Raw genomic sequence first — 16581 nt, 5'->3', positions numbered from 1 at the left:
CTCTGTTCGCCCCCTGGTGCGCTGTTCCGGATCGCCCGGTGACCGTCAGGGGCGGGCGATGTTCCCGAACAGGTCGAGGACCGCCTGGTAGCGGGCGCTGGGCTCGTGGGGAGGGTTGCCGACACTCCCCGAGGTGGGCCGGTCCGTGACGGCGGGCCACAGACGGGTCTGCTCGCCGGTGACGAAGTCGAGGACGATGTCGCGGATACGCGTGTCACGGTCGGCCTGTTCAGGGCTGCGGGCCGGCTGTTCCTGGCCGACCAGGGCGTACATCTCGGTGCCGTGCACGGCGGGCGCACCCTCGGCGGGCCCGATCATGAGGAGATGGGCGTTGCCGCCCACGGCGGCGTGGGCCAGAGCGCCGCGAGCGGCGGGGAGCGTGAAAATGTAGTCCGTCAAGGACGCGGCGCGGACCTCGGCAGCGGTGCGGCCACCCTGGTCGTAGGTATCGACGATCTTCTTGGCGCGGGAGCGGGAAATGCGCCACCCCGCGAACTCGTCGGTGACGCGCTCGACGGTGTGCGGGTCGAACCGGTCGAGGTCGTTCGCCACCCACCAGCCCATCTCGTCACTGGCCGTGCTCAAAAGGACGTCGATGTCCCGGTGCGAGCCCGAGGCCAGGACTTCCAGGGGGTGGGCGTGCAGCACCCCGCCGGGCTGTTCGGCGTCCAGGACGACGCCGAGGCTCTGGTTGTCCATCCCGCCACGGACTCCGAGATCCGTCGGACAGACCTTGCGCAGGGCGGCCACCAGCAAGGCCGCGTCGAGATCGATCAGCTTGTCGGGGTTGCCCGCGACACCGAGTTCGGTGACGAACCGTTCCGCGAGCTCCTCGGCCCACCAGGCCGGGACGAGACGCGAGGGCGCGCCGGAGAACCCGGCCAGCCGCCGGTACAGGCCGTCCGCGGAGGAGGCCCCGAGCAGCCCGAGAGTGGAGTAGGCGCCGGCGCTGTGGCCGAAGACGGTGACGTCGTCGGGGTCGCCACCGAAGGAGGCGATGTTCTGTTTGACCCAGGCAAGCGCGGCGATGACGTCCTGCAGGCCGAGGTTGCTGGCCTCGGCGAGCCGTCCGCCGTACTGCGAGAGCGAGAGCGCGCCCAGCGCGCCGAGCCGGTAGTTGACCGACACGCTCACCACGCGCCCCGACGCGGCAAGACCGGCGGCGTTCGAGGTGGTCTGCGTGTTCGCGCCGAACTCGAATCCGCCGCCATGGATGTACACGGCCACCGGCAGCGTTTTCCCGGTCGGCTGCTCGGGAGCCCACACGTTCAGGTTCAGGCAGTCCTCGCCCGTCCCGCTGTCCGCTTCGAGCCAGTCGCCGCTGTCGGGCTGGACGGGGGCAACGCCCTTGCGGTCATAGGGGCGGCCCGGATCGAAATCCGCGACCACGGGGCGGCGGTACCGCTCGGCGGTGGCGTACGGGATTCCCCACCAGGACTGCACCCCTGGTGCAGTCGGAGCCTTGGGCGCGGTCGCGGTCATGGCGTCAGATTCCTTCCGGTTCATTCGGGGCTTTTCGCGCGGTGCATCGGCTGCTGGTTGCTTGCAGTGACGCTCCCCGATCATTTCCCCTGATCCCGTAAATCACCTGACGGACAGCGGTCACCTGATGGTCACCAGGCGACACCTGCCTGCTCCCCTTCTTCTCCTGGCCCGTCGCCGGGCAGGCGAGGGCGAAAGGGCTTCGTTGATCTTCTGAGGTTCGTCGTGGGCCACGCCGTCACCTGGGTGCCGAGCCCCGCTCCTTGAGCATGTCGGACATGAGTTGCACCTCCGACTGCTGGGCGTCGACCATGCCCTGGGCCAGTTGGCGCCCCTGAGGCACCTCGCACTGCAGGGCACAGGCGCGCGCCATGTCGACCCCGCCCATGTGGTGGTCGGCCAGCAACTGGGGAGAGAGGATCTCGGTGTCGGTGGCCATGCCCGGCATGAGGGAGCCGTCCTCGGCCTGGCGCCCCGAGTGGCCGCTGTGGCCGCCTTTCATCCAGGTCATACAGCCGTCGGCAGGGGTCTTGGGCAGACCCACAGGTCGAGCCGGACCAGCAGCATTCCGCGCTGGTTGGCCTGGGTCTGCCCGATGTCGTACGCGAGGCGGCGTACGTCCTCGTCGTCGGTGCGGTCACGGATGACGAGGGACATCTCGACGGCCTGCTGGTGGTGAACGGCCATGTCGCGGGCGAATCCGGCGTCGGCGGAGCCGGCGGTGGGCACGTCGGACGAGTCCTCGCCGCCGGGAGCGGCCACGAACCAGAGCACGAGGCCGAGGGCGACGAGGACCGCCACCGCGACCATGGCTGCCCGCCCGGGAAGGGCCGGCGAGTGGACACGTCCTCGGGATCGGTCCCGTCCGGTGCCATCTCGGTCGTGTGCCTCATCAGGCGGTCAGACCGCCCGTGCAGGCGGCGCCCGGCTCAGGGGTCTGCGCACCCTGGACGTACTTGGTGAGGAACTGCTCGACCCTGGGGTCGGACGCCTTGTCCACGCTGAGCTGGTGGCCCCAGGCCGACAGCGTGATCGTCCCCGACTGCTCCTGTTCCGGGCTCATCAGGGTGTACGGCGTCTTGGACACCTTGTCGCCGAGGGTCTTGATGTCGGCCTCGGTGGCCTTGTCGTTGTACGTGACCCAGACCGCGCCGTGCTCCAGGGAATGGACGGCGTTCTCGTTCGCTATGGCCTGGGTGTAGACGGTGCCGTCACAGGTCATCCAGGCCTGGTGGTGGTCGCCGCCGACGGGCGGGTTCATCGGGTACTGCACGGTGCCCTTGACGTGGTTCTGGGTGAGCTTCTTCGCGGCCCAGGTCTTCTCGCCGCTGACGGGCTTCTTCGCCTCGGCGGCCTGCCGCTCCTCCTTCTCGTTGGCGCTGTTGATGTAGTACGCGCCCCAGCCCACGAGGCCGACGACGATGACCGTGCTGAGGGTGATGGTGATGATCCGGTTGCGGCGCTCGCGGGCCCGCTCGGCGCGGCGCATCTCCTCGATACGGGCCTGTCGGGATGCGGCGGCCGCCTTCTTGCTGGTCTTGCTCATGACTGGGTGTTCCTCGTCCCCGCCGCACGGTGTCGTCGAGCGGCGGTGGGTGCAGGGGTGGATGGACGGATGTCGTCAGCCGTGGAGTGAGCGCACGGCGTCGTGAGATCCGTCTAGGTCCGTTGCACCTGGAGGACGTGCAAGTCGGGAGCGCGACCGGTCGGTACCGGCTCGGTGGAGCGCGGCGAGGTTCCCGGGTGCCTGGGGATGTCCGGCGTGCGAGGCAGGATCGCGTGCGGGGGTTGGGCCGGAGCGCCGAGCACGGCCCGTACGCGGTCGCCTGCTGGAACACAGCACACATCGCCGGCGGGGCAGTCGGCCGGGTGGTCCACCGATGCCGCGTGGTGATCGGCCGGGGCGGCCGCCGGGGTCGTTGGGGCCGAAACCGTCGTCATCGAGGCGGCAGCATGCGAGTTGTCGGCGTGCACCGCAATTCCCAGGCACGCCACCAGCGCGACCAGCAGGACCACCAGAGCAGCCCAGAGCGCCGCGGTCCGCGTGGTCCGCCACGCTTCACGGGTCGTGTCCTGTGTCCGGCTCCCCATCACCAGTGATTTTAGGCGGTGTCTGTGGTCGGCCTGTCAGCCTCCCTCGGTGCGTCAGTCGTCATGGCCGGCCTTACCTGTCTCGAGGTAGACGAAGGTGCGGGTGACCAGGTGGTTGGGAGCCGTCAGGGTCTCGTGGACGATGCGGCGGTCCTCGTCGAGGGTGAGGTCAGCTGGGTGTGCTCGGCCGGGAGGCGAGGGCGAGGCGGCGGTGTCCGTTCTCGTCCGGGAGGCGGATGATCACCGAGGCGGTGCCGCGGGCGGAACGTGGCCGACGCACCACCGCGGGTCGCGGACATCGTCACCGTCCTCTTCGCCATCGCCCTGGCCGAGACCACGACGGGTGACCACCTCCCCAGGAGCTGCAGTACGCGGCGATGGACGGGGCCTTGCAGGGCTCGCACCACTACATCCACAGCGGCTGCATCCGGGGCACGATCGCGAACCCGCATTTCTCCTTCCACGACCCCTTCGTCTTCCTGATCCGCTCCAACGTCGACCGGCTGTGGGACCGTTGGCAGAACGCGCCGGGCCATGCCTGGCGGCTCGGCCCGGAACACGTCCACGGCGTTCACGACGACAGTCCGGCGTCGACCGTGAACGCCGTGCTCCAGCCCTTGGCCGGCGGTGCCGACGGCAACGTCCGCCCCTGGTCCACCGGGGAGGACCCGTCGGATCCGCCGACCGCCAAGACGTCGAAGGACCCGACGGTCGTGGCCCCGGCGCATGACGACCGGTGAGCCGAGGGGCACGCACCGCAGAAGCGGTCGTGGGGCGAGACGAGCGGCATTGAGCCCCTCGCCTCGCCCGGAGGACGGGCCTGGGTCAGACCATCGTCGGCTGTGGCTCAGGAGTCTCGCGCGTCAGGCGGCCGGACCTGTGCAGTCCGTACAGCGACCCGGCACAGACCAGCCCCAGGACGAGCAGCGCCAGCCAGGGCAACGCCGACATGCCCGCCGACCGTGCGGCGTCGAGGGCCGCCCCGGTGAGCAGGTTGCCCAAGGTGATGCCGACACCGCAGATGGTGTTGTAGAGGCCGTAGTGCGTGGCGACGAGGCGGTCGCCGGAGAGCCGGACGATGGTGTCCATCTCGAAGGGGTACGCGATCATCGTGCCCAGTGCCAGCAGCAGCGCGGCCAGCGTCGGCGGGACGGTGGCGAGCAGCCGGCGCCCCACCCCCTCGTCCGGCACCGGCACAGCCGTCGCCGCGAGCAGCGGTACGAACGCCGCGCCCATGCTCAACAGCCCCCAGGCCAGGGCCTGTCCGGGCTCCAGCCGCTCCTTGCACCATGCCGTCACCCGGGTCTGGCCGAAGATCGTGGCCAGACCGGAAGCCGCGAAGAGTATGGCGACGGCCGCGGTCCCGAACTCGCCGTCGCCGCCCAGGCGTCGTACTTCCAGCGGCAAGGCCAGATAGACCTGGAAGGACAGGACGTACGAGCCGATCATGGCCGTCGAGAACAGCAGGAACGCGCGGTTGCGCAGGATCCCGCCCCATTGGGACAGCACGCGCTCTCGCCCACCGGACTTCGCGTTCGCCGCGTCGTCCGCCCGGCGAGTGGGCAGCGAGCGGATCTGTACGAGGCTCAGCAGCGCGAAGACCGCCGCCGAGACGAGGCAGGTGATCCGGAAGTCGAAGCCGGTCAGCACCATCCCCACCAGTGGCCCGAGCAGGATGCCCGCCTGGTAGAAGACGTTGAAGAGGGCGAACGCCTCGACGCGGCGCTCCCCCGCGTCGGCCGCGAGATAGGCGCGAACGGCCGGGTTGAACAGTGCCCCCGCGAAGCCGGTGGCCGCCGAGGCGGCGAGCAGCGCGGGAACCGAGTCGACCAGACCGAGCGTGGCGAAACCCACTGTGCGCAGCACGCACCCCGCGACGATCAGCGGCTTGTAGCCGAGCCGGTCGGCCAGTGTGCCGCCGATGAGGAACATGCCCTGCTGACTGAAGTTCCGTACGCCCAGGATGAGTCCGACCAGCCAGCCGGCCAGGCCGAGGGAGCCGGACAGGTGGGCGGCGAGGTACGGCATCAGCATGTAGAAGCCGAGGTTGATGGTGAACTGGTTCACCATGAGCAGTTGGACGCTCCGCTCGTAGGAGCGGACCTGTGTGAGCATCGTCTTCACCGCGCCGCCCCGCCTTCGGCACCGGCCGCCTCGGTCGTCAGGGAGAGGGGATCGCCGACCCTCGTGCAACGGGTCCAGCGGGTGACTTCCTTCTCGTCGGGACGGCCGACGATCTCAGGTTCGGGCGCGGGAGTGATGCCCGACAGCCCTTGCTCGGCGCAGTATTCGTCGTCGTAGACCGTCTCCAGATATCGCTGGGGCCCGTCGGGGAAGATCGCCACGATCCGGGTGTTCGCGGCGGCCGTACGGGCGAGCCAGCCGGCCACCAGCGCGACCGCGCCGACGCTCCAGCCGCCCGTGGCGTAGTGCGAGGCGGCCAACTGCCTGCAGGCCCAGACGGATTCGCCCGGTGCGACCCAGTGCACCTCGCTGAAGTGCTCGTAGGCGACGTTGCGCGGGTAGATGCTGGAGCCCAGGCCGCGCATGAGGCGGGGTCGGGCGGGCTGGCCGAAGATGGTCGAGCCGACGGTGTCCACGCCCACCAGCCGCATCCCGGGGTACAGCTGGCGCAGGACGCGCGAGATGCCGGCCGAGTGGCCGCCGGTCCCGACGCTGCAGACCAGTGTGTCGATGTGGCCCATCTGCGAGGCGAGTTCGAGGGCCAGCGGGGTGTAGGCGGAGACGTTGTCCGGGTTGCTGTACTGGTCGGGGCACCAGGCTCCGGGGCTCCGCGTCAGCAGTTCGGCCACTCGGTCGCGGCGGGCCTGCTGCCATCCGCCCGTGGGGTGCGGCTCGGGCACCCTGTCGACGGTGGCTCCGTAGGCCGTGAGGAGCCGGGTCATGGAGGGTTCGAGGCCGGGGTCGGTGACGAGGGTGACGGGATGGCCGTAGACCATCCCGGCCAGGGCGAGGCCGAGGCCCAGGGTGCCACTGGTCGACTCGATGATCGGACGTCCCGGGCTCAAGTCACCGCGAGCCCGGGCCCGTTCGACCATGTGCAGTGCGGGGCGGTCCTTGATGCCGCCGGGGTTGAAGCCCTCCAGCTTGGCCCAGAAGCCGCGGCCGGGCGGGGTGAAGGGCTGGGATACGCGCAGAACAGGGGTGTTGCCGACCAGCCCGGGAAGGGTGGAGCCGGCGGGGGTGAAGTCACTCGTGGTCAGAGAGTGCATCTGTTTCGCTCTCGTTCGATGCGGACGCGTGCGGATGCTCATCTCGCGCGCCGGCGGATATGCGGCGCGCGGCGGGTCCTGCCGAGGCCGACCTGCCAGGGCGAGGCCTATATGCGCCACTGGCAGAGGGAGATGAGAGCGGGACGGCCGCCGCTCGGCGGGTGTTCTCGCGCGGCACCACGGGGACCGTGCGAGAGGCGGTCCGCCGCGTCCGTCAGCGACGTGGCGGCGGTCGCAGGCGATGGGGCGCGGGCCGGGGAGTTCGAGAAGGCGGCTGTCCCGGAACCGGTGTCGTGGCAACGATCGGGCCTGTCCGATACGTCGAGGATCTCGCCCTCGGAGTCGTCCGGGGGCAACGGGACTTCACTCGACGCGCCGGCCAAGTGACCGTACGGCGGCTCCGCCGCAGGGAACTGCTCGCTGAGGCACGTCAGCATCGCGAGCAGCAGGACGTGCAGCGTGGTCCGGATGAAACGGTTCCTCCGGCGCGAACACGCTCTTCGGGCAGGGATGGTGACGGTTGCAAAGGTGGGGGGCACGAATCCTCCGCGCGGCGCTGCCCTGGCCGGAGGGATCACGGCAGGGACAGGGATCAGTGGGGGGTGGTGGAAAGGGTCGTCGACCATCCCCGCACCGCACCTGAGAACGCCAGGCGGAGGAGGTCAGACGCCAGAACGGCGCTGACCTAGATACGCAGAACCGCGGAGTCCGCCGCATGCGCTATCGGGGCCACGATGTCCCGGGCCGCGGCCTGACGGGCGTACACCGACCGGTGCACGCCGTGGTCATCGCTCTCCGAGCTCAGCACGGTCAGACAGGGCACGGCGAGGCCGGGCCCCTGCGGGGGCTGCCCCAGCGCGCACTCCCCACCAGCGTGGTGCTGCCCGTGACCGTCGTGGTGGTCGCCCGACGGAGCGTCGGGCCTCTCGCTCGCGCGCACCGCCGACGTGGCAGTCGCAACCTTTTCGTGGTCCGCGACAGGCTCGAAATGAACGAAAGACACCGTGGCGCCTTCGCCGGAAACGATGTGACGCACCGTGGCATCGGGGCTGACGGTGTGCGTATACAGCAGACCGAAGAGGAACAGGCCCAGGCCCAGCACGCGCCACAGAGCCGCTGTCGAGCGGCTCCGCTGCACACCGGAAAGCGACCAGGCCGTAATCACGCCGTGATCCTAACCCGCCCCAGGAGCCCCTTGCGTATCGAGTGGCGGGAACACTGCGTGAACAAGCCATCTGCGGGTGAGCCCGCCACCCAGGGGAACCAATCGAACGGAAGGGACGGGCGCTTCGCCGATTGCAAACGGTCAGCGCGGCGCCTCGTGGTGCCACGACGGCGGTGGGCCGCCAGGGTCTCGCCCCGACGGCCCACCGTTCCTGGCGCTGCGTCAGCTCTTGCCGAGCATCTTGTTCATCTGCTCGATCTCGGCGGTCTGGGCCGTGATGACGTCGTCCGCGAGCTTCGTCGCGGGGCCGTACTCGCCGTCGGCCTTCTCGGTCTCGGCCATCTCGATGGCGCCCTCGTGGTGCTCGACCATCATCTCGAGGAACAACTTGTCGAACTCGGCACCGGAGGCCTTCTCCAGCTTGTCCATGTCCTCGTTGCTCATCATGCCGGGCATCCCGGAGGACATGTCGTGCCCCTTCATGCCGGACATGTCCGCGGGGACCTCCTCGCCCCACGAGGTGAGCCAGCCGGACATCGTCTTGATCTCCGGGTCCTGCGCTCCCTTGATCTTCGTCGCGAGGGCCTTGACCTCCTGCGAGGAGGCACGGTCGGCGGCCAGGTCGGCCATGTCGACGGCCTGCCGGTGGTGCTGGATCATCTCCGTGGCGAAGTCGACGTCCGCGTCTCCGTGGCCGCCGGCCTTTGCCGAGGCCGAGGCCGAGGCGGAGGGGCTGGAGTCGGACGCCATGGACCCCATGTCGTGTCCGCCACTGTCGCTGTCGCCGCCACAGGCGGCGAGTACGAGGGCGGCCACTCCCGCGGTGGCGGCGAGGGCGGTACGGCGGATGAGCTTGCGGCGTGCGGTCATGGTTGAACTCCTGGAATCGGATCTGCGAAGGGCATGCCGATGCGCGGCGCCGCGCCCTGATGGGCGTGCGGCGTCACGCGGGTCGCTCTAGATCCGCAGGAGCTGGAGTTCGGAGAGTGAGGGTGGCGCCCTGCCGCCGTCGGGTCCGCTGCCGTCCGGAGAGGTGCGCGCGAGCGGCGCTCCGGCGCAGGCCACCACATCGGGCAGCAGCGCGGGCGCCACGGCGGGAGTCCCGGTCACCGATGCGGAGGCGCAGGTCGGATCCGCGTGCTTCGCGTGCCCCTGGCAGTTGCCACCGCCGTGATCGCAGGTCGCAGGCTCGGCCGCCGCGGCGCCCCTGTCCATGCCCGCGGTCGCCACCGTCCGGTCGTGTCCGTGGGTGGTCTCGGCCTGCGGCACCGGTCCGAGACCGTGCATGGCGAGCAGGCCCAGCAGCAGAGCGCCCATGAGCAACCCACAGGACCGCAGTACCGACTGCGGTCGAGGAGCGAGCTGTGCGGGGCGCATCACGGCGCCATCGTAGGCACAGACCGTTAACCCCTTGCGTCTCGGGCGGGCGCGTGAGCGTTCCGCCGCCAAGGAAGTCCGACCGGACCAGCCGTCTACTATGGCCTTGCGTATTCGCTTGCGCATTCGGTGGCGAAAAAGGAGTCAGGCCCATGCGACGGCTGGGGGATCTCGAGGCGGAGATCATGGACCGCCTCTGGACGTGGAACCGTCCGGCCACGGTGCGTGAGGTCGTCGACGACATCAACAAGACCCGCCCCGTCGCGTACACCACCGTGATGACCGTCACCAACATCCTGTACACCAAGGGTTGGCTGCTGCGCGGCAAGCAGGGACGTGCCTGGCTCTACACGCCGGTCCGCAGCCGCGAGGCGTATGCCGCCGCGCTCATGGAGGACGGCTTGGGGGAGAGCAAGGACCGCCCGGCCGCGCTGGTCCACTTCGTCGAGAACATGTCCGAGGAAGAGGTGGCAGCCTTGCGCAAGGCACTGCGGAACGTCGGACGACAGGCGAAGCCGTGAACGCGGCCCCCGCCCTGGCCGGCTACACGGCCATGGTGGGTGTCGTCGCCCCGCACGTGATGCTGCGGGCGGGATGGCCGCACCGGGCGCCCGCCCTGGCCGTCGCCGTGTGGCACGCCCTCGCGGTCTCCTTCTCGATCGGGGTCGCGCTCACCGCGTACAACCTCGCCATGCCTACCGAGCACCTGCACGCGGGCCTGGTGGGCCTGCTGCACTCCTGCGGGCTCGATGTGGGAGCGAGCAGGCCCGACCCCGGCGTGGAGGATCGACTGGCCGTGGGCGTGCCCGCCGCCATCGCGATCGCGCCGGCGGCCAGCTTCGCCTTCCACGTGGCGCGCGCCCGCCGGGCGCGGACCGAACACCGAGAGACGCTCGATCTGGTGGGCCGCCACTCGGCGCGGCTGAGCGCCACCGTCCTGCCGTACGCCATCCCCGCCGCGTACTGCCTGCCCGGCCGCCGCCCCAGGGTCGTGGTCAGCGACGCGGCCGTGCGCGAGTTGACGCCGCAACAACTCGGCGCCGTACTGGAGCACGAGCAGGCGCACATCGCGGGCCGTCACCACCTGGTCCTGGCCGCCATGGAGGCCTTCCACTCGGTGTTCCGCCGGCTCCCGTTGGCCCGCCACGCCCAGGAGCAGACGGCACTGCTGCTGGAGATGATCGCGGACGACCGTGCCCTGCGCCGGCACTCCGACGAGGTGCTGGCCACCGCGATGTACGAGATGGCCGCGGCCCGCGCCCCGAAGGGCGCCTTCGCCGCGGGCGGCCACACCGTCCTCATCCGGCTGCAGCGAGTCCTGGGGCCGCGCAAGGCGCCCCACCCCGCCTTGTGGGGTTCCGTCGCCTCCCTGGCCGTGGCGGTTCCGCTGCTGCCGCTGCTGGTTGCCTGCCCGCCCGGACTCGGCTGACCGCTTCGCGTGAGACGCCCGTGACCCGGACTCACTTGCGATACGAACTACGAAGCTACTAAGTTCTAAAGCGCTTGACCGGTCGGCGCCCTGGCGCCGGTACGACGGCTGCCAGAGCCCGTCGCCTGGTACACAGACCGCGCAGAGGAGTTCACCCCACGATGGGAACCCACCGTCGGCCGAAGCCGCCCAGCCGAGCCCGGATAGCCACCGTCGGCATGGCCGCCGGCGCCGTCAGCCTCCTGCCGACGCAGAGCCAGGCAGCCCCCAAGCCCACGGTGGACGAGGTGCGCAAGCAGGTCGAGCAGCTCTACGAGGAGGCCGAGGCTCCCACCGAGGAGTACAACGCCATCAGCGAGCAGCAGCAGAAGCTGCAGGGCGAGGTGGACGCCGCGCGGAACGGGCTGGCCCGCAAGCAGCAGGAGGTCAACGAACTGCGCGAGAAGATGGGCCCGTTGGCGGCCGCGCAGTACCGCAGCGGCGGCATCGACCCGAGCGTGGAGCTCTTCCTGTCCGGCGACCCGGACGACTACCTCGACCATGCCGCCATGCTCGACCGCACGAACAGCCGGCAGGCCGACGCCCTGCGCGCGATGCAGGCCAAGCAGCGCGAACTCACCCAGGAGCGGGAGGACGCCCAGAAGCGTCTGAAGTCCCTGGAGGAGACGCGCGCCAAGGCCGCCGCGAAGAAGGACGAGGTCCAGGGCAAGCTCACCAAGGCCCGCAAGCTCCTCAACAGCCTGACCGCCGAGCAGCGCGCCCGGATGGAGGCCGCCCAGGAGCAGGACGACGCCTCCTCGGGCGCCAGCGACTCCCCCGCCTCCTACGACGGCCCCGCCAGCGGTCGCGCCAAGACCGTCATAGAGTTCGCGTACGCCCAGCTCGGCAAGCCGTACGAGTGGGGTTCGACCGGCCCCAACTCCTACGACTGCTCAGGACTCGTGGGCGCCTCCTGGCGCTCGGCGGGTGTCTCCCTGCCCCGTACCGTCAAGCAGATGTACGACGCGGGCCGCAAGGTGTCCAGGTCGGACCTGCAGCCGGGCGACATCATCTACTGGTACAACGACAACCAGCACAACGGCATGTACGTCGGCGACGGCAAGGCCATCCACGCGCCGCGCACCGGCAAGAACATCGAGATCGTTCCGCTGGACTCCATGCCGTTCTTCGCCGCATCGCGGCCTTGAGCACCAACACCCGTATCACTCAAGGAACTTCAGCGACCACTCGCCCGGCCGTCCGTAAGCTGCTCGCCGTCGTGGGCGCCTCGATCGCCTCTCTGGCCCTCGCCGCCTGCGGTGGCGGCTCCGGGGGCACGGGCACGGCGGCAGAGGCGTCGCACTCGTCGGGGACGCTCTCCCATGTGCACGGTCCGGGTGTCGATCCCGCCGACGGACGCGTGTACGTCGCCACCCACACCGTGGCCAAGGACGGAAAGCACGGCGAGAGCGGGCACAGCCATGGCGGCGGGCACGGAGGAGGAAGCCGACGACGAGCACAGCACCGAGGAAGAGCCCACCGCATCCACCTCCGAGCCCTCGGCGCCGGAATCCAGTGCGGCCCCCGAGGAGGAATCCGGTCACGCAGAGGGGGGCTCAGGCGGGAAGAGCCGACCGCATCCACCCTCGAACCCGCTTCCCGCGAGGGGGACATCTCGCCGTAGCCGCTCACGCGCTGTCCCGGGCGGCGGCCCGGGCACAGCGCGCGGAGAGCGTCAGGCCCGGTAGGCCACGTTCGCCATCATCCCGGCCTCGCCGTGGTAGGCGTTGTGGCAGTGCAGCATCCACTGACCCGGGTTGTCGGCGTCGAAGAAGACGGACAGCCCCTTCTTGGGCAGCACGATGGACGTGTCCTTGCGCGGCCCGGCCTCGCCCAGTTGGTAGGTGTGCCCGTGCAGGTGCATCGGGTGCCACATGTCGGTGTCGTTGACGAAGTCGAGCCGTACGCGCTGCCCCTCCTCGATGAGGATCGGATTCGCGTCGGGGTCGTTCATGTCGAACGGCGTGCCGTTGATGGCCCAGTTGTACTTGTCCATGCCGCCGGTCAGCTTGATCTGGTGTGTGACGTCGGTCTTGGCTGCCTCCAGGCGTACGTCGTCGGCGGCACGCAGCTCGGACGCGCTCATGATCATGCCGTCGAGTTCCTTCGGGCGTACGGTCGCCTTCGGCGCCCTCCCCGAGCCCGTGCGCACGAGGGCGAGACCGTTCGCGTTCTTGCCCTCGGCCAGGGCCACGAGCGGGAAGACCCCGTCGCCGAGGGTGACGAGGACGTCGTACCGCTCGCCCATGCCGACCAGCAGGGCATCCACTTCCCGGTGCTGGACCGGGAAGCCGTCGGTGTGCGTGACGGTCATCCTGTGGTCGCCGAGGGCGACCCGGTAGGCGGTGTCCCCGCCCGCGTTGATGATCCGCAGCCGCACCTTCTTGCCGGGCTTTCCGGTGTAGACGTCCGGGTCGGCCGCCACCCGGCTGTTGATCAGGTGGTGCGGGTACTTCACGTCGCCTGCGTCGCCGCCGAGCAGGTCGCTTTCGGCGCCCATGAGCATGAACCTCATGGACATGTCGCCGGACGAGGCGGAAGCCGAGGGCGACACGGAGTCGCCGTCCATGTCCATCCCGCCCATGTCCCCCATGTCGTGCCCCTCCATGCCACTGGAGCCGGAGCTCGGGCCGGCACTCTCCCCCATGCCCATGCCGCCCATGCCCCGCTTGAGCTCGGCGAAGACCTCGTCAGGGGTACCGGTGACGCCGTCGACCCAGTCGTCGAGGAGCACGACCCACTCGTCGTCGTAGTCGAGGGTCTCCTTGGGGTCCTCGACGATCAGCGGGGCGTACAGGCCGCGGTCGAGCTGGACGCCGACGTGCGGGTGGAAGAAGTACGTGCCCGGGGCGTCGGCGATGAAGCGGTACGTGGACGTGGAGCCGGCCCGGACGGCGGTCTGGGTGGCGGGCGGTACGCCGTCCATGTCGTTGCGCAGCGTGATGCCGTGCCAGTGGATCGACGTGGTCGTCTTGTTCGGGAGCTGATTGGACAGCTCGGCGACCAGGGTGTCGCCGACGGAGAGGCGGACCTCCTTGCCGGGGGTGCGGCCGTCGAACGCCCAGGTCTTGGGCATGACGCCGCCGCCCAGGTCGATCATGGCGGGCGCCGCGGTCAGGGTGAGCTTGTGCCGGCGTCCGGTGCCCTTGCGCTTCTTCTCGGTGGCGGCGACCGCCGAGCCGGAAGGGTTCACGAGTGCGTTGCCGCCACCGGAGCCGGAGCCGCCGCTGCACGCGGCGAGCGCGCCCGCGCCGGCGGCTCCCAGTCCGGCGAGCAGGACGGAGCGTCGGTTGATGCTGTTCACGGAGTGGTGTCCTCTGCTTCGAAACTGCCGATGTGGTCGCGGAAGGACGGCACATCGCGCGCCGTCCGGCGCGGCCTATATGCGCAGTTGCGAGAGGACGGACAGATCTGGCGGGGCTCGGCCGACCGTCGCGCCGGGTGCACGTCCGGCCACGGCCTGACTCAGGTTCGCCAACGGGTCGAACGCGACTTGGGCGGGAACGGCGAGTTGCACGGAGTCGACGCTCGCCGCGGCGCAATGCTGCATGGCGGGCGCGGCGCACGCGCCGTTGTCGTCGGCGCCGTGCGAGGAGTCGTCGGAGAGGGTCGCCACTGCCTCATCCGGCATCGCGTGAGCGGCATGGGCCGTGCTCGACATCGCGGCATGGGCGTTGCTCGGCATCGACGAGACGCCCGTCGCGGACGTCTCGTGGTGAACGAGCACGGCCAGCACGACGCACAGGGTGAGGAAAACCCCGTACGCCCAGCGGACGGCTATGCCGCCGCCACGAGCCGTTCGCGCCGTCATGAGCTCCACTCGCCCTCGTGCGATCACCGGAGTCGACACCTTACCCCCTGGGGGTACCTGGCCACCACAGCCTGTGCCGCCCGAACCAGGGCACTCCCGGGAGGATCTTGAGATTGCTCCGGAAGGCGCGGCCGTGGACGGCGCCAGCACCACGTGCCGCTTCCTGTTGCACCGCCCACGACCACACCCTCTCCAGTCTACGAAAATTACTAGTAGTCATACACAGTTCTGGCACCCGGAACATCTCCTGGCTGAAGCATCACTTGAAGCCGGAACTCAGGCCCCTCTCCCACACGTCTACGAATACACTTAGATCTCTAGGAAGCGGAGACGACCACATGGGACAACACCCGGCACCACGGTTCACCCGCCGGATCGCGCAGCCGCTCGCGCTCGCCTCGGGCGCCGCCGTCCTGCTCGCCGCGTGCAGTTCCGGCGGTACGTCGGACAGCGGCGCGGACATAGCGACCGACGACGACAAGAAAAGCGGACCGGCCGCGATAGTCGTGGAGCCCGGCGGTGACAGCACCACGGTCACGGTCGACAAGAAGGTGACCGTGCACGCAAAGGGCGGTTCCTTGTCGTCCGTGGACGTCAGCTCCCCCGGACCCGGCAAGCTCTCCGGCACCTGGTCCAAGGACAAGTCCGTCTGGACCTCCACCACACCCCTGGCCCCCGGCGCCACCTACACGGTGAAGGCCAAGGGCACGGCGTCCGGCGGGTCCGCGCTCAGCAAGACGGACTCGTTCACGACCGCAGCGGCGGCGAACACCTTCGTCGGCACCTACAACCCCGACAAGGGCACCAAGGTCGGCGTCGCGATGCCGGTCTCCATAACCTTCAACAAGCCGATCCACGACAAGGTCGCCGTCGAGCGGAAGCTCAAGGTCACCGCCTCCCCCGTGGTCGATGGGTCCTGGAGCTGGATGAAGGACCGGGACGGCAAGGACCGCATCGACTACCGGCCCAAGGCGTTCTGGAAGCCCGGCACCGACGTCACCCTGCGGATGGACCTCGCGGGCGTCGACGCGGGCAACGGTGTCTACGGCACCCAGCAACGCGTCGTGGACTTCACCATCGGCGATGCCGTCACGAGCACCGTAGACGTCGAGAAGAAGACCATGACGGTGGCGAAGAACGGCCGGACACTCCGGACCCTGAAGGTCTCGACCGGCAAGAAGGACTTCGAGACCTGGAACGGCACGATGGTCGTCCTCAGCAAGGTCCCGACGATCCGCATGAACTCCGCGACGGTCGGCATCTTCGGGCAGGAGGCGTACGACCTCGGCGCAGTGAAGTGGGACGTCCAGCTCACCCCGTCCGGCACCTACGCCCACGCGGCGCCCTGGAACGAGGGCAAGTTCGGCGTGGTCAACGCCAGCCACGGCTGCATCGGCATGAGCACGGCGGACGCGAAGTGGTTCTACGAACAGGTCCACCTCGGCGCCCCGGTCACCGTGGTCAACTCCGTCGACACCGTCGCCACCAACAACGGCTACGGCGACTGGAACGTCGACTGGGAGACCTGGAAAACGGGCAGCGCCCTGAACTGATGCCTGATCACCGTGTCAAAGCCGTAGTCGCTGACGATGCGCCCGTCGGGTACGCCTTGACGGGCGAGACAGCGGCGCATGGGGTACGGCTCGTTGCAGTGCGGGCTGCTGCTGTCGCCGGTGACCAGAACCACTTCGTGGTTCGCCGTTCCACATCAGTCCCGCACCGAAGACCACAGCGACCTCGGTACGCGGAACGTCGGCTGTCATGCGCAGCCGGTCGTCCGACGCCGTGAACATCCACGTCGCGGGCAGCAGCGCCTGCACGAGCCACCGCTGCCCCGCACGGGTGCGAGGCAACAGGCCCGGCCTGCGGATGGCACTCAGGCGTGGCACGGCAGACGCGTGACAGTGATCCCCCGGGTTCGTCGCCCGCCGTGATCACTGGCGACGGCGTGCGC

General features: G+C 69.8%; 14 protein-coding genes and 2 pseudogenes. 5 read left to right on the top strand and 11 right to left on the bottom strand.

The features are described 5' to 3' along the window. Positions 1-45: 45 nt before the first annotated feature. From AQJ46_RS12210 to AQJ46_RS12200, 3 genes and pseudogenes are all read right to left on the bottom strand, one after another. Entirely contained in the window at positions 46-1482 is a 1437-nt protein-coding gene (locus tag AQJ46_RS12210; RefSeq protein ID WP_059205575.1) for a carboxylesterase family protein, read from the bottom strand. Positions 1483-1720: 238 nt separating this feature from the next. Continuing rightward, a pseudogene (locus AQJ46_RS12205) lies at positions 1721-2292 on the bottom strand (DUF305 domain-containing protein). Positions 2293-2374: 82 nt separating this feature from the next. Beyond that, positions 2375-3028, bottom strand: a complete 654-nt coding sequence (locus AQJ46_RS12200) for a DUF3105 domain-containing protein (RefSeq protein ID WP_059205574.1) — start codon at positions 3026-3028, stop codon at positions 2375-2377. Between the two features lie 922 nt (positions 3029-3950). On the opposite strand from AQJ46_RS12200, the gene AQJ46_RS12195 reads away from it, so the two are divergent. Beyond that, complete coding sequence (locus tag AQJ46_RS12195) at positions 3951-4313, top strand: tyrosinase family protein (RefSeq protein ID WP_059205573.1); 363 nt, start codon at positions 3951-3953, stop codon at positions 4311-4313. An 85-nt stretch (positions 4314-4398) separates the two neighbouring features. Here AQJ46_RS12195 and AQJ46_RS12190 read toward each other — a convergent pair whose 3' ends face one another. From AQJ46_RS12190 to AQJ46_RS12165, 5 genes are all read right to left on the bottom strand, one after another. Further along, positions 4399-5697, bottom strand: coding sequence for an MDR family MFS transporter (locus tag AQJ46_RS12190; protein WP_059205572.1), 1299 nt, complete (start codon positions 5695-5697; stop codon positions 4399-4401). After that, positions 5694-6806: a PLP-dependent cysteine synthase family protein gene (locus AQJ46_RS12185; protein ID WP_059205571.1), complete on the bottom strand. Its 1113-nt coding sequence runs from the start codon at positions 6804-6806 to the stop codon at positions 5694-5696. Before AQJ46_RS12185 ends, AQJ46_RS12190 begins: the two co-directional genes overlap by 4 nt. A 685-nt stretch (positions 6807-7491) precedes the next feature. Continuing rightward, a complete protein-coding gene (locus AQJ46_RS12175; RefSeq protein WP_059205569.1) occupies positions 7492-7971 on the bottom strand; it encodes a hypothetical protein in 480 nt (159 codons plus the stop codon). Positions 7972-8193: 222 nt separating this feature from the next. Further along, positions 8194-8841: a DUF305 domain-containing protein gene (locus tag AQJ46_RS12170; RefSeq protein WP_059205568.1), complete on the bottom strand. Its 648-nt coding sequence runs from the start codon at positions 8839-8841 to the stop codon at positions 8194-8196. 87 nt (positions 8842-8928) lie between these two features. Beyond that, positions 8929-9348: a DUF6153 family protein gene (locus AQJ46_RS12165; protein WP_059205567.1), complete on the bottom strand. Its 420-nt coding sequence runs from the start codon at positions 9346-9348 to the stop codon at positions 8929-8931. Between the two features lie 152 nt (positions 9349-9500). On the opposite strand from AQJ46_RS12165, the gene AQJ46_RS12160 reads away from it, so the two are divergent. The 3 genes from AQJ46_RS12160 to AQJ46_RS12150 all read left to right on the top strand — a co-directional run bounded on the left by AQJ46_RS12160 (position 9501) and on the right by AQJ46_RS12150 (position 11964). Next, positions 9501-9869 (top strand): BlaI/MecI/CopY family transcriptional regulator, encoded by a 369-nt coding sequence (locus AQJ46_RS12160; RefSeq protein WP_059205566.1) that lies wholly within the window; start codon positions 9501-9503, stop codon positions 9867-9869. Next, complete coding sequence (locus AQJ46_RS12155; RefSeq protein ID WP_059205565.1) at positions 9866-10777, top strand: M56 family metallopeptidase; 912 nt, start codon at positions 9866-9868, stop codon at positions 10775-10777. The genes AQJ46_RS12160 and AQJ46_RS12155 overlap by 4 nt, the downstream gene beginning before the upstream one ends. Before the next feature lie 161 nt (positions 10778-10938). After that, positions 10939-11964, top strand: coding sequence for a C40 family peptidase (locus AQJ46_RS12150; protein ID WP_059205564.1), 1026 nt, complete (start codon positions 10939-10941; stop codon positions 11962-11964). A 527-nt stretch (positions 11965-12491) separates the two neighbouring features. On the opposite strand, the gene AQJ46_RS12145 is transcribed toward AQJ46_RS12150, so the two are convergent. Together AQJ46_RS12145 and AQJ46_RS12140 are read right to left on the bottom strand one after the other, a co-directional pair. Next, a complete protein-coding gene (locus tag AQJ46_RS12145; RefSeq protein ID WP_059205563.1) occupies positions 12492-14120 on the bottom strand; it encodes a multicopper oxidase family protein in 1629 nt (542 codons plus the stop codon). Positions 14121-14195: 75 nt separating this feature from the next. Next, entirely contained in the window at positions 14196-14627 is a 432-nt protein-coding gene (locus AQJ46_RS12140) for a DUF6153 family protein (RefSeq protein ID WP_059205849.1), read from the bottom strand. 338 nt (positions 14628-14965) lie between these two features. Between AQJ46_RS12140 and AQJ46_RS12135 the strand changes: the two genes are divergently transcribed. Next, positions 14966-16180 (top strand): L,D-transpeptidase, encoded by a 1215-nt coding sequence (locus AQJ46_RS12135; RefSeq protein WP_059205562.1) that lies wholly within the window; start codon positions 14966-14968, stop codon positions 16178-16180. 11 nt (positions 16181-16191) lie between these two features. Here the strand turns inward: AQJ46_RS12135 and AQJ46_RS57190 are convergent. Beyond that, positions 16192-16498 (bottom strand): annotated as a pseudogene (locus AQJ46_RS57190) (hypothetical protein); the annotation flags it as partial. Between the last annotated feature and the right edge of the window lie 83 nt (positions 16499-16581).

The organism is Streptomyces canus (assembly GCF_001514145.1).
GTDB lineage: Bacteria > Actinomycetota > Actinomycetes > Streptomycetales > Streptomycetaceae > Streptomyces > Streptomyces canus.
Note: the sequence above shows the minus strand (reverse complement) of the source record. Positions and strands in the feature narration are given on the sequence as shown.